Source organism: Streptomyces sp. NPDC088730 (assembly GCF_044751215.1).
Taxonomy (GTDB): Bacteria; Actinomycetota; Actinomycetes; order Streptomycetales; family Streptomycetaceae; genus Streptomyces.
In genome coordinates, this window is the sequence record NZ_JBIVLK010000001.1 from 421822 (window position 1) to 440101 (window position 18280).

The window sequence follows — 18280 nt, forward strand, 5'->3', positions numbered from 1 at the left end:
CCGGTGGGCTCCGAGCCCACCACCCGGGCGCGAGGGTGTCAATGCGCGTGGTCGTTGTGGTGCAAATGCCCGATGTGGCGGATGGGACGGGGAGGGTGTGACTGACGCAGCGTCACGCGAAAGATGGCGCCGAATGGCCGAAAACGGCGGACGTCTTACGGGAAATCCGCCTCCGGGGAACGGATTGTGACCCGGAGCACGTTGAACTCGTTGTCGTAACGCCTACGTCTGCGGACGCGTCCGCTGGGTAGGTCTGCTGTGTCCTGCTCTCCACGGCCAGGAGGCCACCATGCCCGCTGCCGCGCAGCTCCTGCTCTCCGCCCTGACCAAACAGGTGCCTGGACCCGCCCCGCTGATCAGTGCGTGCCCCGCCACGGCCCCCGGCCCACTCACCAGTGAGGCGCCGCTGGCCGACGCCATACCGCTGACCAGTGAGCCCCCGCTCGCTGACGCCACGCCTCTGACCAGCGAGCCCCCGCTCGCCGTCCTCGCCCCGCTGACGAGCGAGCCGGCTTCCTCCGGCAGTGCTTGGGGCATGGAGTCCCCAGGAGTCTGAATGGGCCTGTCCCGGCTCGCCGCACTGCACGGCGTCGCCACCTCGTACTCCCCGTCCACCGATGTGACGGTGCCCGTCCCCGACGGCACGGTCGTCGCGGTCCTCGCCGCGCTCGGTGTCGACGCCGCCACGCCCGAGGCGGTTCGGAAGGCGCTCGCCGCCGCCGAGTCCGCGGCCCGCTCCCGGCTGCTCCCGCCCACGCTCGTGGTGTGGAGCGGGGAGCCGCTGCCCCCGGCGCTGACCGCGCTGCCCCCCGGCACGGAGCTGGCCGTCCGCCCCGAGGAGCCCGGCCCCGCCCGCCCGGCCCGGATGCGGACCCCCTCCAAGGACCCGGCTCCGGTGGTTTCCGGCCAGGTGCCCGGCGTGGTCAGCGGTGCGCCCGCGACCGGCTGGTGGACCGAACCCCCGCTCGGCGTGCACCGGCTGACCGCCCGCGCGCCCGAGCAGCGCGCCGAGTCCTGCACGCTGATCGTCGCCCCGGCCCGCGTCCCGCAGCCGCCGCCCCGCAGCCACGGCTTCCTCGTCCAGCTCTACTCCCTGCTCTCCGCCCGCTCCTGGGGCATGGGCGACCTCGGTGACCTCGCCGACCTCGCGTCCTGGTCCGGACGGTGCCTCGGAGCCTCCTTCGTCCAGGTGAACCCGCTGCACGCGGCGGTCCTGGGCAGCCCCACCGACCCGTCCCCCTACCGCCCGTCCTCGCGGCGCTTCCCCGACCCGGTGCACCTGCGCGTCGAGTCCGTCCCGGAGTACGGGCACGCGTCCGACCGGGCCGCGCTCGACGATCTGCGCCGCCGGGCCGCGGAGCTCAGCGACGGCGTCCTGAACAAGGGCGCCCTGATCGACCGCGACGCCGTCTGGGAGCTCAAGCGGCAGGCCCTCGCCATCCTCGCCGGCGTCCCCCTCACGCCCGGCCGCCGCGCCGAGTACTGCGACTTCCTCGCCCGGCAGGGACCTGCGCTGGAGGACCACGCCCTGTGGTGCGCCCTGGCCGAGGCGCACGGCTCCGACTGGCACAGCTGGCCGGCCGGGCTGCGCGACCCCCGCTCCCGGGAGACCGCCCGCGCCCGGGGTGAACTGCGCGACCGGGTCGACTTCCACTGCCGGCTCGCCTGGCTGACCGACACTCAGCTGGCCGACGCCCAGCGCGCCGCCCGGGACGCCGGGATGGCCGTCGGGATCGTCCACGACCTCGCGGTCGGCGTGCACCCCGGCGGTGCCGACACCTGGGCCCAGCAGGACGCCTTCGCGCACGGCATGTCCGTCGGCGCGCCCCCGGACGCCTTCAACGCGCGCGGCCAGGACTGGGGCCTGCCGCCCTGGCGCCCCGACGCGCTGGCCGCCTCCGGCTACGCCCCGTTCCGGGGTCTGCTGCGCGGGATCCTCGGCCGGGCCGGCGCCCTGCGCATCGACCACGTGATGGGCCTGTTCCGGCTCTGGTGGGTGCCCGAGGGGCGTCCGCCGACCGAGGGCACCTACGTCAGCCAGGACGCCGAGGCGATGCTCGCCGTCCTCGTCCTGGAGGCCCACCGCGCGGGCGCCGTCGTCGTGGGGGAGGACCTCGGCACCGTCGAACCGGGCGTCCGCGAGGCGCTCGCCCGCCGCGGCGTCCTCGGCACCTCCGTCCTCTGGTTCGAGCGGGACTGGGCGGGCACCGGCCGCCCGCTGGCCCCGGAGGAGTGGCGCGAGGACTGCCTGGCCACCGCCACCACCCACGATCTGCCCTCCACCGCCGCCCGGCTGACCGGCGACCATGTGACGCTGCGCCACCGCCTCGGCCTGCTCACCCGCCCGCTGGACCAGGAGCGGACGGCGGACGGCGCCGACACCGCGGAGTGGCTCGGCCTGCTCTCCCGGCTCGGCCTGCTCCCCGAGGGCGGGGGTGACGAGGAGGCGGCCGTCCGCGCCGTCCACCGCTTCCTGCTGCGCACCCCGGCCCGGATGGCCGGGATCTGGCTGCCCGACACGATCGGTGACCGCCGCCCGCAGAACCTGCCGGGCACCTGGGACGAGTACCCCAACTGGCGGCTGCCCGTCGCGGACGGCGAGGGCCGGCCGGTCACCCTGGAGGAGCTGGCCGCCTCGCCCCGGCTGCACCGGCTGATGGAGGTGCTCAACCCCCACCAGGAGCCCAGGAGGACCCGTACGGCACCCCCGGGCGCGCGGCCCTCGTAGCCGTTCGCTACGTTTGCACCGTGGACAAGAAGAACGCTATGCGCGCCGGTGCCGTCGCCGCCGGAACGACGCTGATGATGCTGCTCATGACGTCCCCCGCGCTCGCGCTCACCCGCGACGACGGCGACGACCCGGGCCCCGGCCTGAGCGTGATCGACACGATCGGCCTGTTCGTCGTGGCCCCCCTGGTGCTGTTCGGGGTCATCGCGGGCCTGGTCATGGTCCTCGACAAGTCCAAGAAGCAGCAGGCCTGACACCCGGCCGCGCGGCACACAGGGCTGCGCGACACCCATGACGTCCCAGGGCGTCCCGACGTGCGCGAGCGCGCCGGGGCGCCCTGTCGTGTGTCCGCGAGCCGTCCGCTCCGCTCATCGCCAGGAGTAATCCGTTAAGTTCTGCTTCAGGGATTCATCGAATGTATTCGATGGACCTGAATGCTCTGCCGGTGTGACGGTAGCCCCGTGACCGACGTCGAAGAGGTTCCCCCGAAAGCGGGACGAGCGGCAGGAGTCCGGCGGACCCCGGGGACGGGCCTCCTGCTCGCCCTCGTCGCGACGGTCGTCTGGTCCGGCAGCTTCGTCGCGGCGCGCGCCCTGCACGACACCGTCCCGCCCGTCCAGGCCGCCTTCTGGCGCTGGATCGTCGCCGTCGCGGCGGTCGCGCCCCTCGCGGCGCGGCAGGCCTGGCGGCAGCGCGCGCTGCTCCGCCGCCACCTGGGCTTCGTCACCCTCGCCGCCCTGCTCGGAATCACCGCCTACAACACCCTGGTCAACCAGGCGGGCCTCTCCACCTCGGCCGGCCAGATGGGCATGATCATGGCCGCCTCGCCGGTGGTGATGGCGGTGTACGAACGGCTCGGCGGCCGGCGGCTCGGCGGGCGCCGCGTCGCCGGAATGGGCATCGCCTGCACCGGAGTCCTGCTGCTGGTCGGAAACGGCTCCCTCGCTCCGCACTTCGCCCCCGGTGACCTGTGGATGTTCGCCGCGATGCTCAGCTTCGCCTCCTACAGCGCGCTGCTGCGCCGCCGCCCCCCGGAGATCGGCCAGCCGGCCTTCCTCCTCGCCACCTTCGTGCTGGGCGCGCTGCTGCTGGCGCCCGTCTTCGCGGTCAGCGTCGCCGTCCAGGGCGGATTCGAACCGACGGCCGGCACCGTCGGACCGCTGCTGTACGTCGGGGTGTTCTCCTCGGCCCTCGCGTTCTTCGCCTGGAACCGGGCCGTCGCGCTGATCGGCGCGGCGCGGACCGGGATCGTCTACTACCTCCAGCCCGTCTGTGTGGCCGGACTCTCCTTCGTCCTGCTGGGCGAGCCGACCGGGCCGGGCCGGCTCCTCTGCCTGGTCCTGATCCTCGGCGGAGTGGCGCTGGGGGCGGGCCGGGTCCGGGACCGGCCGGCGGCTAATGTGCGGACATGACCGAGTGGGACGTCAAGAAGCTCCGGATCCTTCGGGTGCTGAGCGAGCGCGGGACCGTCACGGCGACGGCGGAGGCGCTCATGATGACCCCCTCCGCGGTGTCCCAGCAGCTGTCGAACCTCGGCAAGCAGCTCGGCGTGCCGCTGCTGGAGGCGCAGGGCAGGCGGGTCAGGCTCACCGACGCCGCCCACCTCGTACTCCGCCACGCCGAAGTGGTGTTCGCCCAGCTGGAGCGCGCCGAGGCCGAGCTGACCGGATATCTGCGGGGAGAGGCGGGGGAGGTGCGGGTCGGCGCGTTCTCGACCGCGGTGCCCGCCCTCGTCGTCCCCGCGGTCCAGCTGCTGCGCGCCGACGGCCGGCCCGGACCCGGGGTCCGGGTGCGGGAGGCGGAGGCCGCGGAGGCGTACGAGCTGCTCGCGGCCGGTGACGTCGACCTCGCGCTCTCGCTCGCCGCGCACGCCCCGACGGCTCGCGACACCCGGTTCGCCCTGCTGCCGCTGCTCGCGGACCCGCTCGACGTCGCCCTCCCCGTCGGGCACCGGCTGGCCGACGCCCCCGGGCTCCGGCTGGCCGACCTCGCCGCGGAGCCGTGGATCTTCGGCGGCTCCGGCCCGTGGTCGGAGATCACCACCGCCGCGTGCGAGGCCGCCGGATTCGTCCCCGAGCAGGCCCACAGCGCCTCCGGGTGGACCGCGATCCTGGCCATGGTGGAGGCGGGCATGGGCGTCGCGCTGATCCCCCGGATGGCCTCCGCGGAGCGCCGCAAGGGCGTGGCGCTGCGGGTACTCGGCGCCGACCTGCCCCGGCGCCATGTGGTCGCGGCCGTGCGGCAGGGGGCCGAGACCGGTCCCGCGGTGGCCCGGGTACTGGCCGCCCTGAAGGAGGTCAGCGCCGCCCGCGAGGCATCGTTCAGCTGAGCTGAACGAAATGTGCGAAAACTTTCGATGGACCTGATCGATGGGTCTGTACGACAGTGGGCACATGAGCTTCGACGCGAGCGAGACCCCCGCCCTGGACAACGACCCCCACGCCAATGACGCGGCCCCGTACGGCGGCGGTGACCCGTACGCCGACTACCGCACCACAGAGCTCCCCTTCACCGAGCTGGTCGACCTCGCGGACCGGCGCCTCGGCGCGGGCGTGATCGCCGCCAACGACGAGTTCTTCGCCCAGCGCGAGAACCTCCTGCTCAGGGAGCGCGCGGTCTTCGACCCCGAGCACTTCGGCCACAAGGGCAAGATCATGGACGGCTGGGAGACCCGCCGCCGCCGGGGCGCGGACGCCGCCCACCCCTTCCCGGCCCCCGACGAGCACGACTGGGCCCTGATCCGTCTCGGCGCCCCCGGCATCATCCGCGGGCTCGTCGTCGACACCGCCCACTTCCGCGGCAACTACCCGCAGCGCGTCTCGGTCCAGGCCACCTCGGTCCCGGGCTCGCCCAGCCCCGAAGCGCTCCTCGCGGACGACGTCAAGTGGGACGAGATCGTCCCGCCGACCCCGGTACGCGGCCACGCCGCCAACGGCTTCGAGATCACCGGCGACCGCCGCTACACCCACATCCGCCTCTGCCAGCACCCCGACGGCGGCATCGCCCGCCTGCGGGTGCACGGAGAGGTCGTCCCCGACCCGTCCTGGCTCGCGGCGCTCGGCACCTTCGACCTGATCTCGGTCCTCAACGGCGGAAGCTACGAGGACGCCTCCGACCGCTTCTACTCCTCACCGACCCAGATCATCCTGCCCGGCACCTCCCGCAAGATGGACGACGGCTGGGAGAACCGCCGCCGCCGGGTCCGCGACACCAACGACTGGGTGCGCTTCCGGCTGCCCGCCCAGGGCGCCGTCCGCGCGGTCGAGATCGACACCGCCTATCTCAAGGGGAACGCGGCCGGCTGGATCGCCCTCCAGGGCCGCAACGGCGAGACGGGCGAGTGGTTCGAGATCATCCCCCGCACCCGCCTCCAGCCCGACACCCTGCACCGCTTCCCGCTCCGCGCCCAGGCCGTGGTCACCCACGTCCGGCTGGACGCCTTCCCCGACGGCGGGGTGGCCCGGATGCGCCTGCACGGCTCGCTGACCGAGTCCGGCGCGGCGGCCCTGGCAGCCCGCTACGAGGAGTCGGGTGCCTGAGGGCTGCCCGTAAAGACACCCGCCCGGCGGACGGCTGCGCTTCAGCGCCTGCCCGCCGGGCGGTTTCCACATCCGGACCCTGCTACGCGGTCGCCGCCGCCGCGTCCGCCGCACGGGCCCGCAGCGCCCGCTCCACACCGGAACGGGACTCCGACATCAGCCGGCGCAGGGCCGCGCTCGGCTCCGCGGCGGCCAGCCAGGCGTCCGTGGCGTCCAGGGTCTCCTGCGAGACCTGGAGCGCCGGGTACAGGCCGATGGCGACCTGCTGGGCCATCTCGTGGCTGCGCGAGTCCCAGACGTCCTTCACCGCGGCGAAGAACCGCTCCGTGTACGGCGCCAGCAGCTCGTGCTGGTCGGTCTGGACGAACCCGCCGATGACCGCCTCCTGGAGGGAGTTCGGCAGCTTGTCGGACTCGACGACCGAGGCCCACGCCTCCGCCTTCGCCTCCTGGGAGGGACGCGCCGCACGCGCCGCCGCCGCGTGGCGCTCGCCCGCCGCCGTCCGGTCGCGCTCGTACTCGGCGCCGATCTCGTCCTCGTCCAGCAGCCCCGTCGCGGCCAGCCGCTGCACGAACGCCCAGCGCAGCTCGGTGTCGACGGCCAGGCCCTCGATCACCTCCGTACCGTCCAGCAGCGACTGGAGCAGGTCCAGCTGCTGCGGGTTGCGGGCCGTGGCCGCGAAGGCACGCGCCCAGGCCAGCTGGTGGTCACTGCCAGGCTCCGCCGCGCGCAGGTGCGCGAGCGTCGCCTCGGTCCACTGCGTCAGTCCCGCCTCGCGCCACTGGGGCGCCGAGTACAGGTCCAGCGCCATCTTCACCTGGCGGTGCAGCGACTGGACGACGCCGATGTCCGACTCCTTGCCGATCCCGGACAGCACGAGCGACAGGTAGTCGCGGGTGGCCAGCTCGCCGTCCCGGGTCATGTCCCAGGCGGAGGCCCAGCACAGGGCGCGCGGCAGCGACTCGGTGAAGTCGCCCAGGTGCTCCGTGACGACCCGCAGCGACTCCTCGTCGAGCCGGACCTTCGCGTACGAGAGGTCGTCGTCGTTGAGCAGCACGACGGCCGGGCGCCTGGTGTCGGCCGGGAACGGCACGGCGGTGCGCTCGCCGTCCACGTCCAGCTCGATCCGGTCGGTGCGGACCAGCTTCCCGGCCTCGTCGAGCTCGTAGCAGCCGATGGCGATCCGGTGCGGCCGCAGCGTCGGCTCGCCCTTGGCCCCCGCGGGCAGCGCGGGCGCCTCCTGGAGCACGGCGAACGAGGTGACGTTGCCGTCGGCGTCCGTCTCGATCTCCGGGCGCAGGACGTTGATGCCGGCCGTCTCCAGCCACGCCTTCGACCAGGTCTTCAGATCGCGGCCGGAGGTCTTCTCCAGCGCGCCCAGCAGGTCGGAGAGCCGGGTGTTGCCGAAGGCGTGCGCCTTGAAGTAGGCCTGCACCCCCTTGAAGAACTCGTCCATGCCGACGTACGCCACCAGCTGCTTCAGGACCGAGGCGCCCTTGGCGTACGTGATGCCGTCGAAGTTGACCAGGACGTCGTCCAGATCACGGATGTCGGCCATGATCGGGTGCGTCGAGGGCAGCTGGTCCTGCCGGTACGCCCAGGTCTTCATCGAGTTGGCGAACGTGGTCCAGGAGTGCGGCCACCGCGAGCCCTCGGCGTGCGACAGGCAGGCGATCGAGGTGTAGGTGGCGAACGACTCGTTCAGCCACAGGTCGTTCCACCACTCCATCGTCACGAGGTCGCCGAACCACATGTGGGCCAGCTCGTGCAGGATCGTCTCGGCCCGCGTCTCGTACGCCGCGTCCGTCACCTTGGAGCGGAACACGTACTGGTCGCGGATGGTGACCGCGCCCGCGTTCTCCATCGCGCCCGCGTTGAACTCCGGGACGAACAGCTGGTCGTACTTGGCGAAGGGGTACGCGTAGTCGAACTTCTCCTGGAACCAGTCGAAGCCCAGCCGGGTCACGTCGAAGATCGCGTCCGCGTCGAGGTACTCCGCGAGCGAGGGACGGCAGTAGATGCCGAGCGGGACGCTCTGCCCGTCCTTCTCGTAACTGCTGTGCACCGAGTGGTACGGGCCGGCGATCAGCGCGGTGATGTACGTGGAGATGCGCGGCGTCGGCTCGAAGGACCAGACGTCGTCCGTGGGCTCCGGCGTCGGGGAGTTGGAGATCACGGTCCAGCCGGACGGGGCCTTCACGGTGAACCGGAAGGTCGCCTTCAGGTCGGGCTGCTCGAAGCTCGCGAAGACACGGCGCGCGTCCGGCACCTCGAACTGGGTGTAGAGGTACGCCTGCTGGTCGACCGGGTCGACGAACCGGTGCAGGCCCTCGCCCGTGTTCGTGTACGAGCAGTCGGCGACGACCTTCAGCTCGTTGGAGCCGGCCGCCAGGTGCGCGAGGGTGATGCGCGAATCGCGGAACACGGCCGCGACGTCCAGGGGCTTGCCGTTCAGCTCGACCTCGTGCACGGCCGGGGCGACCAGGTCGATGAAGGTCTGTGCCCCCGCTTCTGCGGAGTCGAAGCGCACGGTGGTGACGGACCGGTAGGTCCCGCCCTCCTGCGCTCCGGAGAGGTCGAGATCGATCTCGTACGCGTCCACGGTCAGCAGGCGCGCCCGCTCCTGTGCCTCTTCGCGGGTCAGATTCGTGCCAGGCACGCGGTCATCTCCTTGATGTGTGATGTTTCCGGTCATCCTTCCACGTGACCCGCGCCCAAGGCGATGTCCGTTTTCCGCCGGACCGTACCGTCGGGGCGGGCCATTCTCTCCGTATGACCAGTTACGAGGCACGCGCGATCGACGAGGCCGCGCTCAGGGGACTCCGGGAGACCGACGACGCGGGACGCCCCTGCCTCCCGTACACCGCCGCGGACGCGGGCAGCCCGCTGCGCTGCTGCCTGCGGGGCAACGAGGCGGGGGAGAGGATCGTCCTCGTCTCCTACGCCCCGCTGCGCCGCTGGGCGGCCGCGGCCTGGGCGAGGCCGGGGGCGTACGACGAGCAGGGCCCCGTCTTCATCCACGCCGAGGAGTGCGGGGGCCCGGCGGCCGGCCGCACCGGCTACCCGTTCTCACGGGCGGGGGCGCTGCGGACGGTGCGGCGCTACAACGGGGACGGGCGCATCGTGGGCGGCCGGCTGCTCCAGATCCCGGCGGACGAGGAGCGGGGCTTCGACGAGGCCTTCGCGGAGGCGTTCGCCGATCCCGAGGTGGCGCTGGTGCACGTCAGGGCGGTGGAGTACGGCTGCTGGCACTTCGAGGTCCGGCGCCCGGATTCAAGCCCCTCCGGCGAATGAGGAGCGGGGGCCCGGGGGCGGCGCCCCCGAACCCCCGCGGACGGGCTGATCCCGGTCAGCCCTTCAGCTCCGCCGCGACCAGCTCCGCGATCTGGACCGCGTTCAGCGCCGCGCCCTTGCGCAGGTTGTCGTTGGAGACGAAGAGCGCGAGACCGTGCTCCACGGTCTCGTCGGCCCGGATGCGCCCGACGAAGGACGCGTCCTGCCCGGCGGCCTGCAACGGGGTGGGGATCTCCGAGATCTCCACGCCGGGGGCCGCCGCGAGCAGCTCGTAGGCGCGCTCCACGCCGATCGGCCGAGCGAACCGGGCGTTGACCTGGAGGGAGTGACCGGAGAAGACCGGCACCCGGACACAGGTGCCGGACACCTTCAGCCCGGGGATCTCCAGGATCTTGCGGGACTCGTTGCGGAGCTTCTGCTCCTCGTCCGTCTCGAAGGAGCCGTCGTCGACGATCGCGCCGGCCAGCGGCAGCACGTTGAAGGCGATCGGACGCTTGTAGATGTCCGGCTCGGGGAAGTCGACGGCGCCGCCGTCGTGGGTGAGCTTGTCGGCCTCTGCGACGACCTTGGAGACCTGGCCGTGCAGCTCGGCCACGCCGGCCAGTCCGGAGCCGGACACCGCCTGGTACGTGGCGACGGTCAGCGCCTCCAGGCCGGCCTCGTCGTGCAGCGGGCGCAGCACCGGCATGGCGGCCATCGTGGTGCAGTTCGGGTTGGCGATGATGCCCTTGGGGCGGTCCGCGACCGCGTGCGGGTTGACCTCGGAGACGACCAGCGGGACCTGCGGGTCCCTGCGCCAGGCGGAGGAGTTGTCGATCACGACGGCACCCTGGGCGGCCACCTTCTCGGCGAGCGCCTTCGACGTCGCGCCGCCGGCCGAGAACAGCACGATGTCCAGACCGGTGTAGTCGGCGGTGGAGGCGTCCTCGACGGTGATGCTCCGGCCCTGCCACTCGATCGTGGAGCCCGCGGAGCGCGCGGAGGCGAACAGCCGCAGTTCGTCGGCGGGGAACTTCCGCTCGGCCAGGATCCTGCGCATGACTGTGCCGACCTGACCGGTGGCGCCGACGATTCCGACCTTCACAGGAACTCCTTCAAGCGTACGAACGGCACGGTTGCCGGTCCATCATGCGTATGTCCACGGCTCCCTTGTCCAATCCATTGTCCGGGGAGCGGACAGGGTGCGCACAGCGCAGTGGGGCGGGCGCCCGTCGAGCGCCCGCCCCACTGTCGTACGGATCACATGTTCAGCGCGATGCCGTTACGGCGTGACCTTCTCGATCACGACGCTGCCGGTGCCCGCGGCGGTGCCCCGGGCGTTCACCAGCTGGATCTCACCGAAGAACTGCCGGCCCTCGGGGGCCGCCCCGGCGACCGCGACCTCGGCGCTGACCTGCGCCGACGCGCCGGCGGCCAGGTTGACGGCCTTCGACTCGTCGACGGAGAGCGTGCCGAGCGACGACGAGTAGTACACGTCGCGGTAGTCGTACTCGGTGGTGCCGGCCGGGACGTCGTAGCCGTCGACGACGACCGTGTACGTGCCGGCGGCCGGCTTCACCAGGCTGACCGACTCCTCGGAGCCGGCCGTGGTGGAGGCGCCCACCTGGGCCGAGCCCCGGTAGACGTACAGGTCGAGGTCGGCGTTGGCGTCCGCGGTGTTCCCGATGGCGATGTCGAGCTTCTCGACACCTTCACCGATGGTGACCGTGGTGGTCTGCTCGTCGCCGGTGGAGATCGACGGGCGGTCGACCTTGGCCGAGCCCAGCGAGCCGCCCTTGAGCTTGCCCTCCAGGGTGCCCGCGTTGTTGGTGACCGTCCAGTCCACCTTGGCCGGGGTGCCGATCTTCGCCTCGGGGATGGTCTGCACCGCCGGGTCGAAGGAGGCGCCGAGCAGCGAGACATCCAGCTTGTACGGGTTGTCCAGCAGCGGCGAGGTACGACGGGCCTCGACCTCGATCTCCCAGACGCCGGCCTGCGGGTCCGCGTACGAGCGCACGTCGGGGCGGCAGGTGTTGGCCGGGTTCTCGTAGTTCGGGTAGCAGAACGGCGTCCCGCTGTCCTCCACCGCGACCCCGTACGGGTGGATGGAGATGAAGCGGGTCTGGCTGCCCGAGCGCAGGGCGCTCATCGCGACCTCAAGGGTCTTGGCGCCCTCCGGCACGGTCACGAAGTACGACGTGGTGCCGTTGCGCTGCACCGAGCCGGACGCCTTGTACGCGTAGCCCGGCTTCGTCAGCTTCTTGGAGACGACGACGGTGGCCAGGATCTGCTGGTCGATGCCGGAGGTCTTCGCGTCGTCGACCTGGAGGATCGCGCTGTGCACGCCCGCGCTGCCCGGCTCCGCCTGGACCTTGACCGTCACCGGCTTGCCGAGCGGCAGCGAGACGGTCTTCGGGCCGGTCAGCTTGAAGGTGCCGTCGTTGTACTTCCAGGACAGCTTGTGCTCGACCTTTTTGTCCGGGCCCGTGGTGCGGGTGACCGTGACGTCGTACGACTTCTTCTGGCCGGCCTTGAGGCCGCCCTCGCGGTCGTACAGGCCGGTGCCGAAGCCCGGAGTCTTCAGCGCGAAGTCGATCGCGGTGTCGACGGGGGCCTTGACGGTGTACTCGTGCGCCGGGGCGCCCTGCTTCTTGATCTGCTTCCAGGCGGCGATGATGTCGATCAGACCGGCACCCTGGGCGTGCGCGGGCACTCCCTTGATCTGGGTGGCGGTGCTGGTCAGCGCGGTGCGCAGGTCGGCCGGAGGCAGCTCGATGTGCTTCTGCTTCGCGGCGGACAGCAGCAGCGCGGTGGCGCCGGCGGCCTGCGGCGAGGCCATCGAGGTGCCCTGGAGCATGGAGTAACCGGCCGGCAGCGAGTAGCCCGCCTCGGCGACCGGGGAGCCGGGCAGCCAGGTCTGCGTGGAGTTGATCGACGCACCGGGCGCCGTCAGCGTCGGCGTGAAGCCGCCGTCCTCACGCGGACCGCGCGAGGAGAACGGCAGCATGTCGTACTTCTTGGTGACGGCCGAGCCGTAGTTGGCGGCCCAGGTCTCCTTGGAGATGGACGCGCCGACCGAGATCACGTGGTCGGCGAGGCCCGGGTCCCCGATGGTGTTGACGCCCGGACCGTCGTTGCCGGCCGAGATGACCAGCTGGACGCCGTAGATGTCGACGAGCCGCTTGTACAGCTCGGAGCGGGCGTTGTTGCCGTCGTTCAGCGGCGGCAGGCCGCCGATCGACATGTTGACGACATCGACACCGCGGTTCACGACGAGGTCGATCATGCCCTCGGTGAGCGCGATGTTGGTGCAGCCGCCGTCCCAGGTGCAGGCGCGCGAGGAGACGATCTTCGCGCCGGGCGCGGCACCGTTCATCTTGCCGCCGAACAGGCCGTTCGCGGCGGTGATGCCCGCGACGTGCGTGCCGTGCTCGGACTCGATGACCCCGATGGAGACGTAGTCGGAGGTGTCGCCGGCGGCGTTGTAGACGACGCCCTTGCGGTTCTCCACGACGAACGGGATGCGCTCGACGACATCGGTGCGCGGGTTGTCCTTGCCGAAGTAGGAGACCTGGTGCTTCTCCTTGTACGGCTTCATGACGGTGTCGTCGCGGAAGTCCGCGTTGTTGTTCAGGTCCACCCGGGTGGTGCCGGTGACCGGGTCGTACAGCACGGCCCACACATCGGTGGTGTCGCCGTCGCGGTTCAGGTCGCCCGCCATGTCGCCGCCCTTGGTGGCGGCCTCCGCGAACAGGCTGATCCGGTACTTGCCCTTGGGCGCGGAGTACGTGCGGCCCTTGTAGGTGAAGGTCGGGCCGGACACGGCGTCCGTCATCCGCAGCCAGGTGCCGTCGCCGTCACTGACCGGGTCGGTGGCCGTCACCCAGTCGGTAATCTTGCGCTCGCCGGTGCTGGTCTTCTGGAGCGCGGGGTGGCCGAGGTCGACACCCGCGTCCAGCACACCGATGGTGATGCCGCGGCCGTCGGCCTTCGGGTTCTGCTTGACGAAGTCGACCGCACCCGTCTCGAACGACGGGTTGTACGGGTTCTTCGCCGGCGTCTTCTTGTTCGGCGCCGCGTAGCTGCCCGTCGACTTCGCCTTGGCCTTGCTGCCGGTCGCCCGGTCGGCCGCGGGGGTCGGGTCGTCCAGCATGATCTCCTGCTTGAGATCGATGCCGTGGACGGAGGTCAGCTTCGAGGCCGCCTTGATGGTGGCCTCGGCGCTCGCGGTCGGCACGGTCGCCCGTACGTAGCCGAGCTTGTCGTACGCGCGCCCCAGCACGGAGCCCTTGACGGCGCTCAGCTGCTTGCTGACCTGCTCGGTCGCACCGGGTGCGGTGGCGACCATCATCGTGATGTTCTTCTCGCCCTTGGCCCGCGCCTTGGCGAGCACATCGGCATCGGCCGTGCCGAGCTTGTCCGCGGAGGCGTCGCCGGTGGCGGCCTTGACGGGGGTGGCGGCCGGGTCGTCGGCGGCGAAGACGGGGGCGACGCCGGTGGCGGCCAGTGCGGCCACCAGACCGGCGGCGGCCGCGACTCGGGCCACGCGTCTCGCTCCGGGTATGTAACCGGGGGATTCGGAGGTCATCAGCATCCCTGTATGTGAAAGAGAGAGTCCGGAAATCGGTACCGGATGACCGCTCACCCTTTCGTAAATGACAGGGGTTTGTGGAGACTTGGCGTGGGCGAGTTGTGTACATGGCGGACTCCCGCCACTGGTGCCGAAGCGTCACGTGGCACGAAAAGGTGGATACGTGGCGGCCGGGAGGCTCACCGGGGCAGGATCACCACATACGCGGCCGGTTCCCGCGCGGCCGCCGCCATCAGCGCCGTCCGCACCACGACCGCCTGCCGCTCCGGCGCCTCGCGCAGCTTCCGGGGGGAGAGGTGGACGACGGTGACCCCCAGCCGTTCCAGGTGCTCGCGCCGGGCGGCGTACGCGGACCACTCCGCGTCGTGCTCCTCCTGTCGGCGGTCGTCGTCGAGCCGGCTGAACCGGGGCGCTCTGGTGTCCAGTTCGAGCGCGACCGCCTCCTTGGGCCAGTAGGCGTCCACCCCGCCCAGATGCGGGCCGCCGGGCAGCCGCAGATCCACGTTCCACAGGGGCTCCGGCAGCCCGTACCCGCGCACCAGGCCGTACAGCCGGTCCTCCGCCAGCGCCCGGCCCTCCGCGAGCAGCGAGTCCACCGCGTTCACCACCTGGGGGCGGCCGAGGACCTTGGCCCGGTTCAGCTCACCGACCACGACGGCCGGTTCGCAGTGACCGTCGCGGACCGCCTCCGTGAGCAGCCGGCGCACCGCGAACGCGTCGCTGAGCCCGGCGACCGCGTCGGCCAGCGCGCGGGCCACCGGCGCGACCGGCAGCCCGTCCAGCACCTCGGGCTCCGGCAGTTCCGGCGTCCGCACGAGATGCGCGTACCGCACGGAGCGCAGCCGGCGGGCCCGGGGGACCAGTACGTCGATCCGGTCCAGCGAGACGGTGGGCGGCGCGGCGGTGAACCCGTGCAGCGACAGCGCGGCGAGCCCGGTGACCATCGCCTCGCCGTACGCGGGGTCGGCACCACCGGTCCGCACCGGCGCGGCCCGCCGGCCGGAGACCGGCGGGCGTCCCGCGTGCAGCAGGGCGGACCGCAGCCGCTCCCGGCCGCTGAGCGGCCCCGGGTGCAGCACATAGACACCGGGCAGCGGCTGCTGCCACGGACCGCCGGTCCGGCACTGTCCGGCGGCCTGCGCGGCGGAGACACCCCGCGCCTTCAACTGGGCTGCGGACAGCACGCGTTGCCGTACATCGGAGGTGATCCGGAGGTGGCAGGGAGGGAGCGGGGTGTTCTGGGTCATGCTCCGGGGTATCCCGCGCGCCGCCGGGGCCGTAACCCCTGTTACAGGTCCGTCGACATTCCAGGACAACACCGTCCTGAAGTACGGACGTTCGAGAACCGGAAAGGCCCGTACCGCCAGGGATGACGGTCCCTCCCGGGGGAGCGCGCCGGCGCCGCCGAGCGCCCGGCGCGCACGCCGCGTGCAGCCCGCACCCGGCGAGTCCCGGCCCGTCCGGCTTCGAGGACGGAACCCCCGCCGAGGTGCCGGGCACCTGGACGGGACCGTCACGCCGGACGAGCCGGGCACCGCACGCCTCAGGCGGTTCCGCCGTCGCACGCCTGCGCGCGCAGACCCCGGTCGAGGTCGTCGCGTGCCTCCAGCACCAGCCGCCGCAGCGCGGGAGCCGCGTCCGGGTGCGCGGCGAGCCACGCGTCCGCCGCCGCCAGGGTCGACGCGTCGCCCTGGAGCGCCGGGAACAGGCCCTTCACCACGGCCATCCCGATCTGGATCGACCGCTCGGCCCACACCCGCTCGATGACCTCGAAGTACTTGGCCGCGTACGGCGCCAGCAACTCCCGCTGCGAGGACTGCGCGAAGCCCAGGATGGTGGCCTCCACCAGCGCGTTGGACAGCGCGTCCGACTCCACGACGCCCGCCCAGGCCTGCGCCTTGACCGCCGCCGAAGGGCGTGAGGCCAGGCAGCGCACCTGGTGGCGCTTGCCGGACGCGGTGTCGTCGCGGGCCAGCTCGGCCCCGATCACCGACTCGTCGGCCAGGCCGTGCGAGGCCAGCGGGGACAGGAACGCCCACCGCAGCTCCTGGTCGACGTCGAGCCCGTCGATCCTGGCCGTGCCGTCGAGCAGCCCCGACAGCAGCTGGAAGTCCGCGTCGGAGGCGGCGGCCGCCGCGAAGAACCGGGCCCAGGCCAGCTGATGCTCACTGCCCGGCGCCGCGAGCCGCAGCTCGCGCAGCGCGCCCTCGGACAGCGCCCGGCCGCCCTCCTCGCGCCAGGCCGGTGCCGCGTAGTGCACCAGCGCCGTCCGGGTCCAGGCGTGCAGCATCTGCAGCACACCGATGTCCGTCTCCCGGCCGGAGAAGTCCAGCACCAGCGAGACGAAGTCGCGGGCCGGCATCAGCCCGTCCCGCGTCATGTTCCACAGCGCGGACCAGCACAGCGCCCGCGCGAGGGGGTCCGTGATGTCGCCGAGGTGCGAGCGCAGCGTGGTCAGCGACACCTCGTCGAAGCGGACCTTGCAGTAGGTCAGGTCGTCGTCGTTGACCAGGATCAGCTCGGGCCGCTCGGCCCCGGCCAGCTCCGTGATCACCGTGCGCGGTCCCGCCACGTCCGCCTCGGCCCGTGCGTATCGCACCAGGTCACCGTCGGCGGCGCGCCGGTACAGGCCGACCGCGACCCGGTGCGGGCGCAGTTCCGGGTGCGATGCGGCCGCCTCCTGGAGGACCGCCAGTTCGGTGATCCGGTCCGCGGCGTCGTACGTCACCAGCGGGGTCAGCGAGTTGACGCCCGCCGTCTGGAGCCAGGAGCGCGACCAGCCGGTCATGTCGCGGCCGGACGTCTCGGCCAGCACGGAGAGCAGGTCGCCCAGCCGGGTGTTGCCGTAGGCGTGCTTCTTGAAGTAGCGCCGGGCGCCCTCCAGGAACGCGTCCCGTCCCACGTACGCCACCAGCTGCTTGAGCACGGAGGCGCCCTTGGCGTAGGTGATGCCGTCGAAGTTGAGCTTGGCATCCTCCAGGTCACGGATGTCGGCCGTGATCGGGTGGGTGGACGGCAGCTGGTCGGCGCGGTAGGCCCAGGACTTGCGGTTGTTGGCGAAGGTGATCCAGCCGTCCTCGAACCGGGTCGACTCCACCATCGCGAAGACGCCCATGAAGTCCGCGAACGACTCCTTGAGCCACAGGTCGTCCCACCACTGCATGGTGACGAGGTCGCCGAACCACATGTGCGCCATCTCGTGCAGGATGACGTTGGCCCGGCCCTCGTACGCCGCCTTCGTCACCTTCCCCCGGAAGATGTACTCCTCGCGGAACGTGACACAGCCCGGGTTCTCCATCGCGCCGAGGTTGTACTCGGGCACGAACGCCTGGTCGTACTTCCCGAACGGGTACGGGTAGTCGAAGTTGTCGTGGAAGAAGTCCAGTCCCTGCTTGGTGATCAGGAAGACGTCGTCTGCGTCGAAGTGCTTGGCCAGCCCCTTGCGGCACAGCGCGCCGAGCGGGATCTCCAGCTCCGTGCCGTCCTCGAACGTCCGGCTGTAGGAGTCGGTCACGTAGTGGTACGGACCGGCCACGACCGCCGTGATGTACGTCGAGATCGGCTCGGTCTCCGCGAACCGCCACACCCCGCCCTCGCGGGACTCCTCGGCGCCGTTGCTCCACACCGTCCACGCCTCGGGGGCCGTCACCCGGAAGCGGTAGGGGGCCTTGAGATCGGGCTGCTCGAAGTTGGCGAAGACACGGCGCGCGTCCGCCGGCTCGTACTGCGTGTAGAGGTAGACCTCGCCGTCCTCCGGGTCGACGAAGCGGTGCATGCCCTCGCCGGTGCGGCTGTACGCGCACTGCGCGTCCACCACCAGGACGTGCTCGCCCTCCGCCAGCTCCGCCAGCGCCACCCGGGTCCCGTCGAAGACGGCCGCCGGGTCCAGCGCGGCGCCGTCCAGCGTCACCGAGGTCACGGACGGCGCGATCAGGTCCGCGAAGGTCGACGCACCGCCGCGCGCCGCGCGGAACCGGATCGTGGTCACCGAGCGGAACGTCCGCGGACCGGACTCCGGGCCGCCGTCCCCGTCGGCCTCACCGAGGGCGGACCGGACGTCGAGCTCGACGTCGTAACCGTCGACGGTCAGCAGCTCGGCCCGCTCGCGGGCCTCGTCGCGGGACAGGTTTTCACCGGGCACGGCACACT

12 protein-coding genes are annotated in these 18280 nt (G+C 72.1%); 7 read left to right on the top strand and 5 right to left on the bottom strand.

All coding sequences use genetic code 11. The features are described 5' to 3' along the window. Window positions 1-289 precede the first annotated feature (289 nt). The 6 genes from ACIP89_RS01800 to alc all read left to right on the top strand — a co-directional run bounded on the left by ACIP89_RS01800 (window position 290) and on the right by alc (window position 6267). Entirely contained in the window at window positions 290-556 is a 267-nt protein-coding gene (locus tag ACIP89_RS01800; RefSeq protein WP_401921539.1) for a hypothetical protein, read from the top strand. Further along, a complete protein-coding gene (malQ, locus tag ACIP89_RS01805; protein ID WP_402112412.1) occupies window positions 557-2728 on the top strand; it encodes a 4-alpha-glucanotransferase in 2172 nt (723 codons plus the stop codon). It abuts the gene before it with no gap. Window positions 2729-2766: 38 nt separating this feature from the next. After that, the gene (locus ACIP89_RS01810) at window positions 2767-2982 is read left to right on the top strand and encodes a hypothetical protein (protein ID WP_073738998.1); all 216 of its coding nucleotides are present in this window, start codon (window positions 2767-2769) and stop codon (window positions 2980-2982) included. Between the two features lie 180 nt (window positions 2983-3162). Continuing rightward, the gene (locus ACIP89_RS01815) at window positions 3163-4140 is read left to right on the top strand and encodes a DMT family transporter (RefSeq protein WP_402112414.1); all 978 of its coding nucleotides are present in this window, start codon (window positions 3163-3165) and stop codon (window positions 4138-4140) included. Next, window positions 4137-5057, top strand: a complete 921-nt coding sequence (locus ACIP89_RS01820) for a LysR substrate-binding domain-containing protein (RefSeq protein WP_401921536.1) — start codon at window positions 4137-4139, stop codon at window positions 5055-5057. Before ACIP89_RS01815 ends, ACIP89_RS01820 begins: the two co-directional genes overlap by 4 nt. 64 nt (window positions 5058-5121) lie before the next feature. Continuing rightward, complete coding sequence (gene alc / locus ACIP89_RS01825; RefSeq protein ID WP_073739075.1) at window positions 5122-6267, top strand: allantoicase; 1146 nt, start codon at window positions 5122-5124, stop codon at window positions 6265-6267. A gap of 82 nt (window positions 6268-6349) precedes the next feature. Here the strand turns inward: alc and pepN (ACIP89_RS01830) are convergent, their stop codons facing one another. Beyond that, window positions 6350-8926, bottom strand: a complete 2577-nt coding sequence (gene pepN / locus ACIP89_RS01830) for an aminopeptidase N (protein WP_401921535.1) — start codon at window positions 8924-8926, stop codon at window positions 6350-6352. Between the two features lie 113 nt (window positions 8927-9039). On the opposite strand from pepN (ACIP89_RS01830), the gene ACIP89_RS01835 reads away from it, so the two are divergent. Then, a complete protein-coding gene (locus ACIP89_RS01835) occupies window positions 9040-9561 on the top strand; it encodes a DUF1203 domain-containing protein (protein ID WP_402112417.1) in 522 nt (173 codons plus the stop codon). Window positions 9562-9616: 55 nt separating this feature from the next. On the opposite strand, the gene ACIP89_RS01840 is transcribed toward ACIP89_RS01835, so the two are convergent. From ACIP89_RS01840 to pepN (ACIP89_RS01855), 4 genes are all read right to left on the bottom strand, one after another. Beyond that, complete coding sequence (locus tag ACIP89_RS01840; protein WP_402112420.1) at window positions 9617-10645, bottom strand: aspartate-semialdehyde dehydrogenase; 1029 nt, start codon at window positions 10643-10645, stop codon at window positions 9617-9619. 177 nt (window positions 10646-10822) lie between these two features. Then, on the bottom strand, window positions 10823-14134 hold the full coding sequence (locus ACIP89_RS01845) for a S8 family serine peptidase (protein WP_401921532.1): 3312 nt from the start codon (window positions 14132-14134) through the stop codon (window positions 10823-10825). A 176-nt stretch (window positions 14135-14310) separates the two neighbouring features. Next, window positions 14311-15378: a hypothetical protein gene (locus ACIP89_RS01850; RefSeq protein ID WP_402112423.1), complete on the bottom strand. Its 1068-nt coding sequence runs from the start codon at window positions 15376-15378 to the stop codon at window positions 14311-14313. Window positions 15379-15674: 296 nt separating this feature from the next. After that, window positions 15675-18272, bottom strand: a complete 2598-nt coding sequence (gene pepN, locus ACIP89_RS01855) for an aminopeptidase N (protein WP_402112426.1) — start codon at window positions 18270-18272, stop codon at window positions 15675-15677. Window positions 18273-18280: the final 8 nt, after the last annotated feature.

Excerpts from the sequence above, each read along its gene's own strand:
- alc (WP_073739075.1), top strand. The coding sequence starts at position 5,122 with ATGAGCTTCGACGCGAGCGAGACCCCCGCCCTGGACAACGACCCCCAC.
- ACIP89_RS01845 (WP_401921532.1), bottom strand. The coding sequence starts at position 14,134 with ATGCTGATGACCTCCGAATCCCCCGGTTACATACCCGGAGCGAGACGC.
- ACIP89_RS01810 (WP_073738998.1), top strand. The coding sequence starts at position 2,767 with ATGCGCGCCGGTGCCGTCGCCGCCGGAACGACGCTGATGATGCTGCTC.
- ACIP89_RS01800 (WP_401921539.1), top strand. The coding sequence starts at position 290 with ATGCCCGCTGCCGCGCAGCTCCTGCTCTCCGCCCTGACCAAACAGGTG.
- ACIP89_RS01850 (WP_402112423.1), bottom strand. The coding sequence starts at position 15,378 with ATGACCCAGAACACCCCGCTCCCTCCCTGCCACCTCCGGATCACCTCC.
- ACIP89_RS01835 (WP_402112417.1), top strand. The coding sequence starts at position 9,040 with ATGACCAGTTACGAGGCACGCGCGATCGACGAGGCCGCGCTCAGGGGA.
- malQ (WP_402112412.1), top strand. The coding sequence starts at position 557 with ATGGGCCTGTCCCGGCTCGCCGCACTGCACGGCGTCGCCACCTCGTAC.
- ACIP89_RS01815 (WP_402112414.1), top strand. The coding sequence starts at position 3,163 with ATGCTCTGCCGGTGTGACGGTAGCCCCGTGACCGACGTCGAAGAGGTT.
- ACIP89_RS01820 (WP_401921536.1), top strand. The coding sequence starts at position 4,137 with ATGACCGAGTGGGACGTCAAGAAGCTCCGGATCCTTCGGGTGCTGAGC.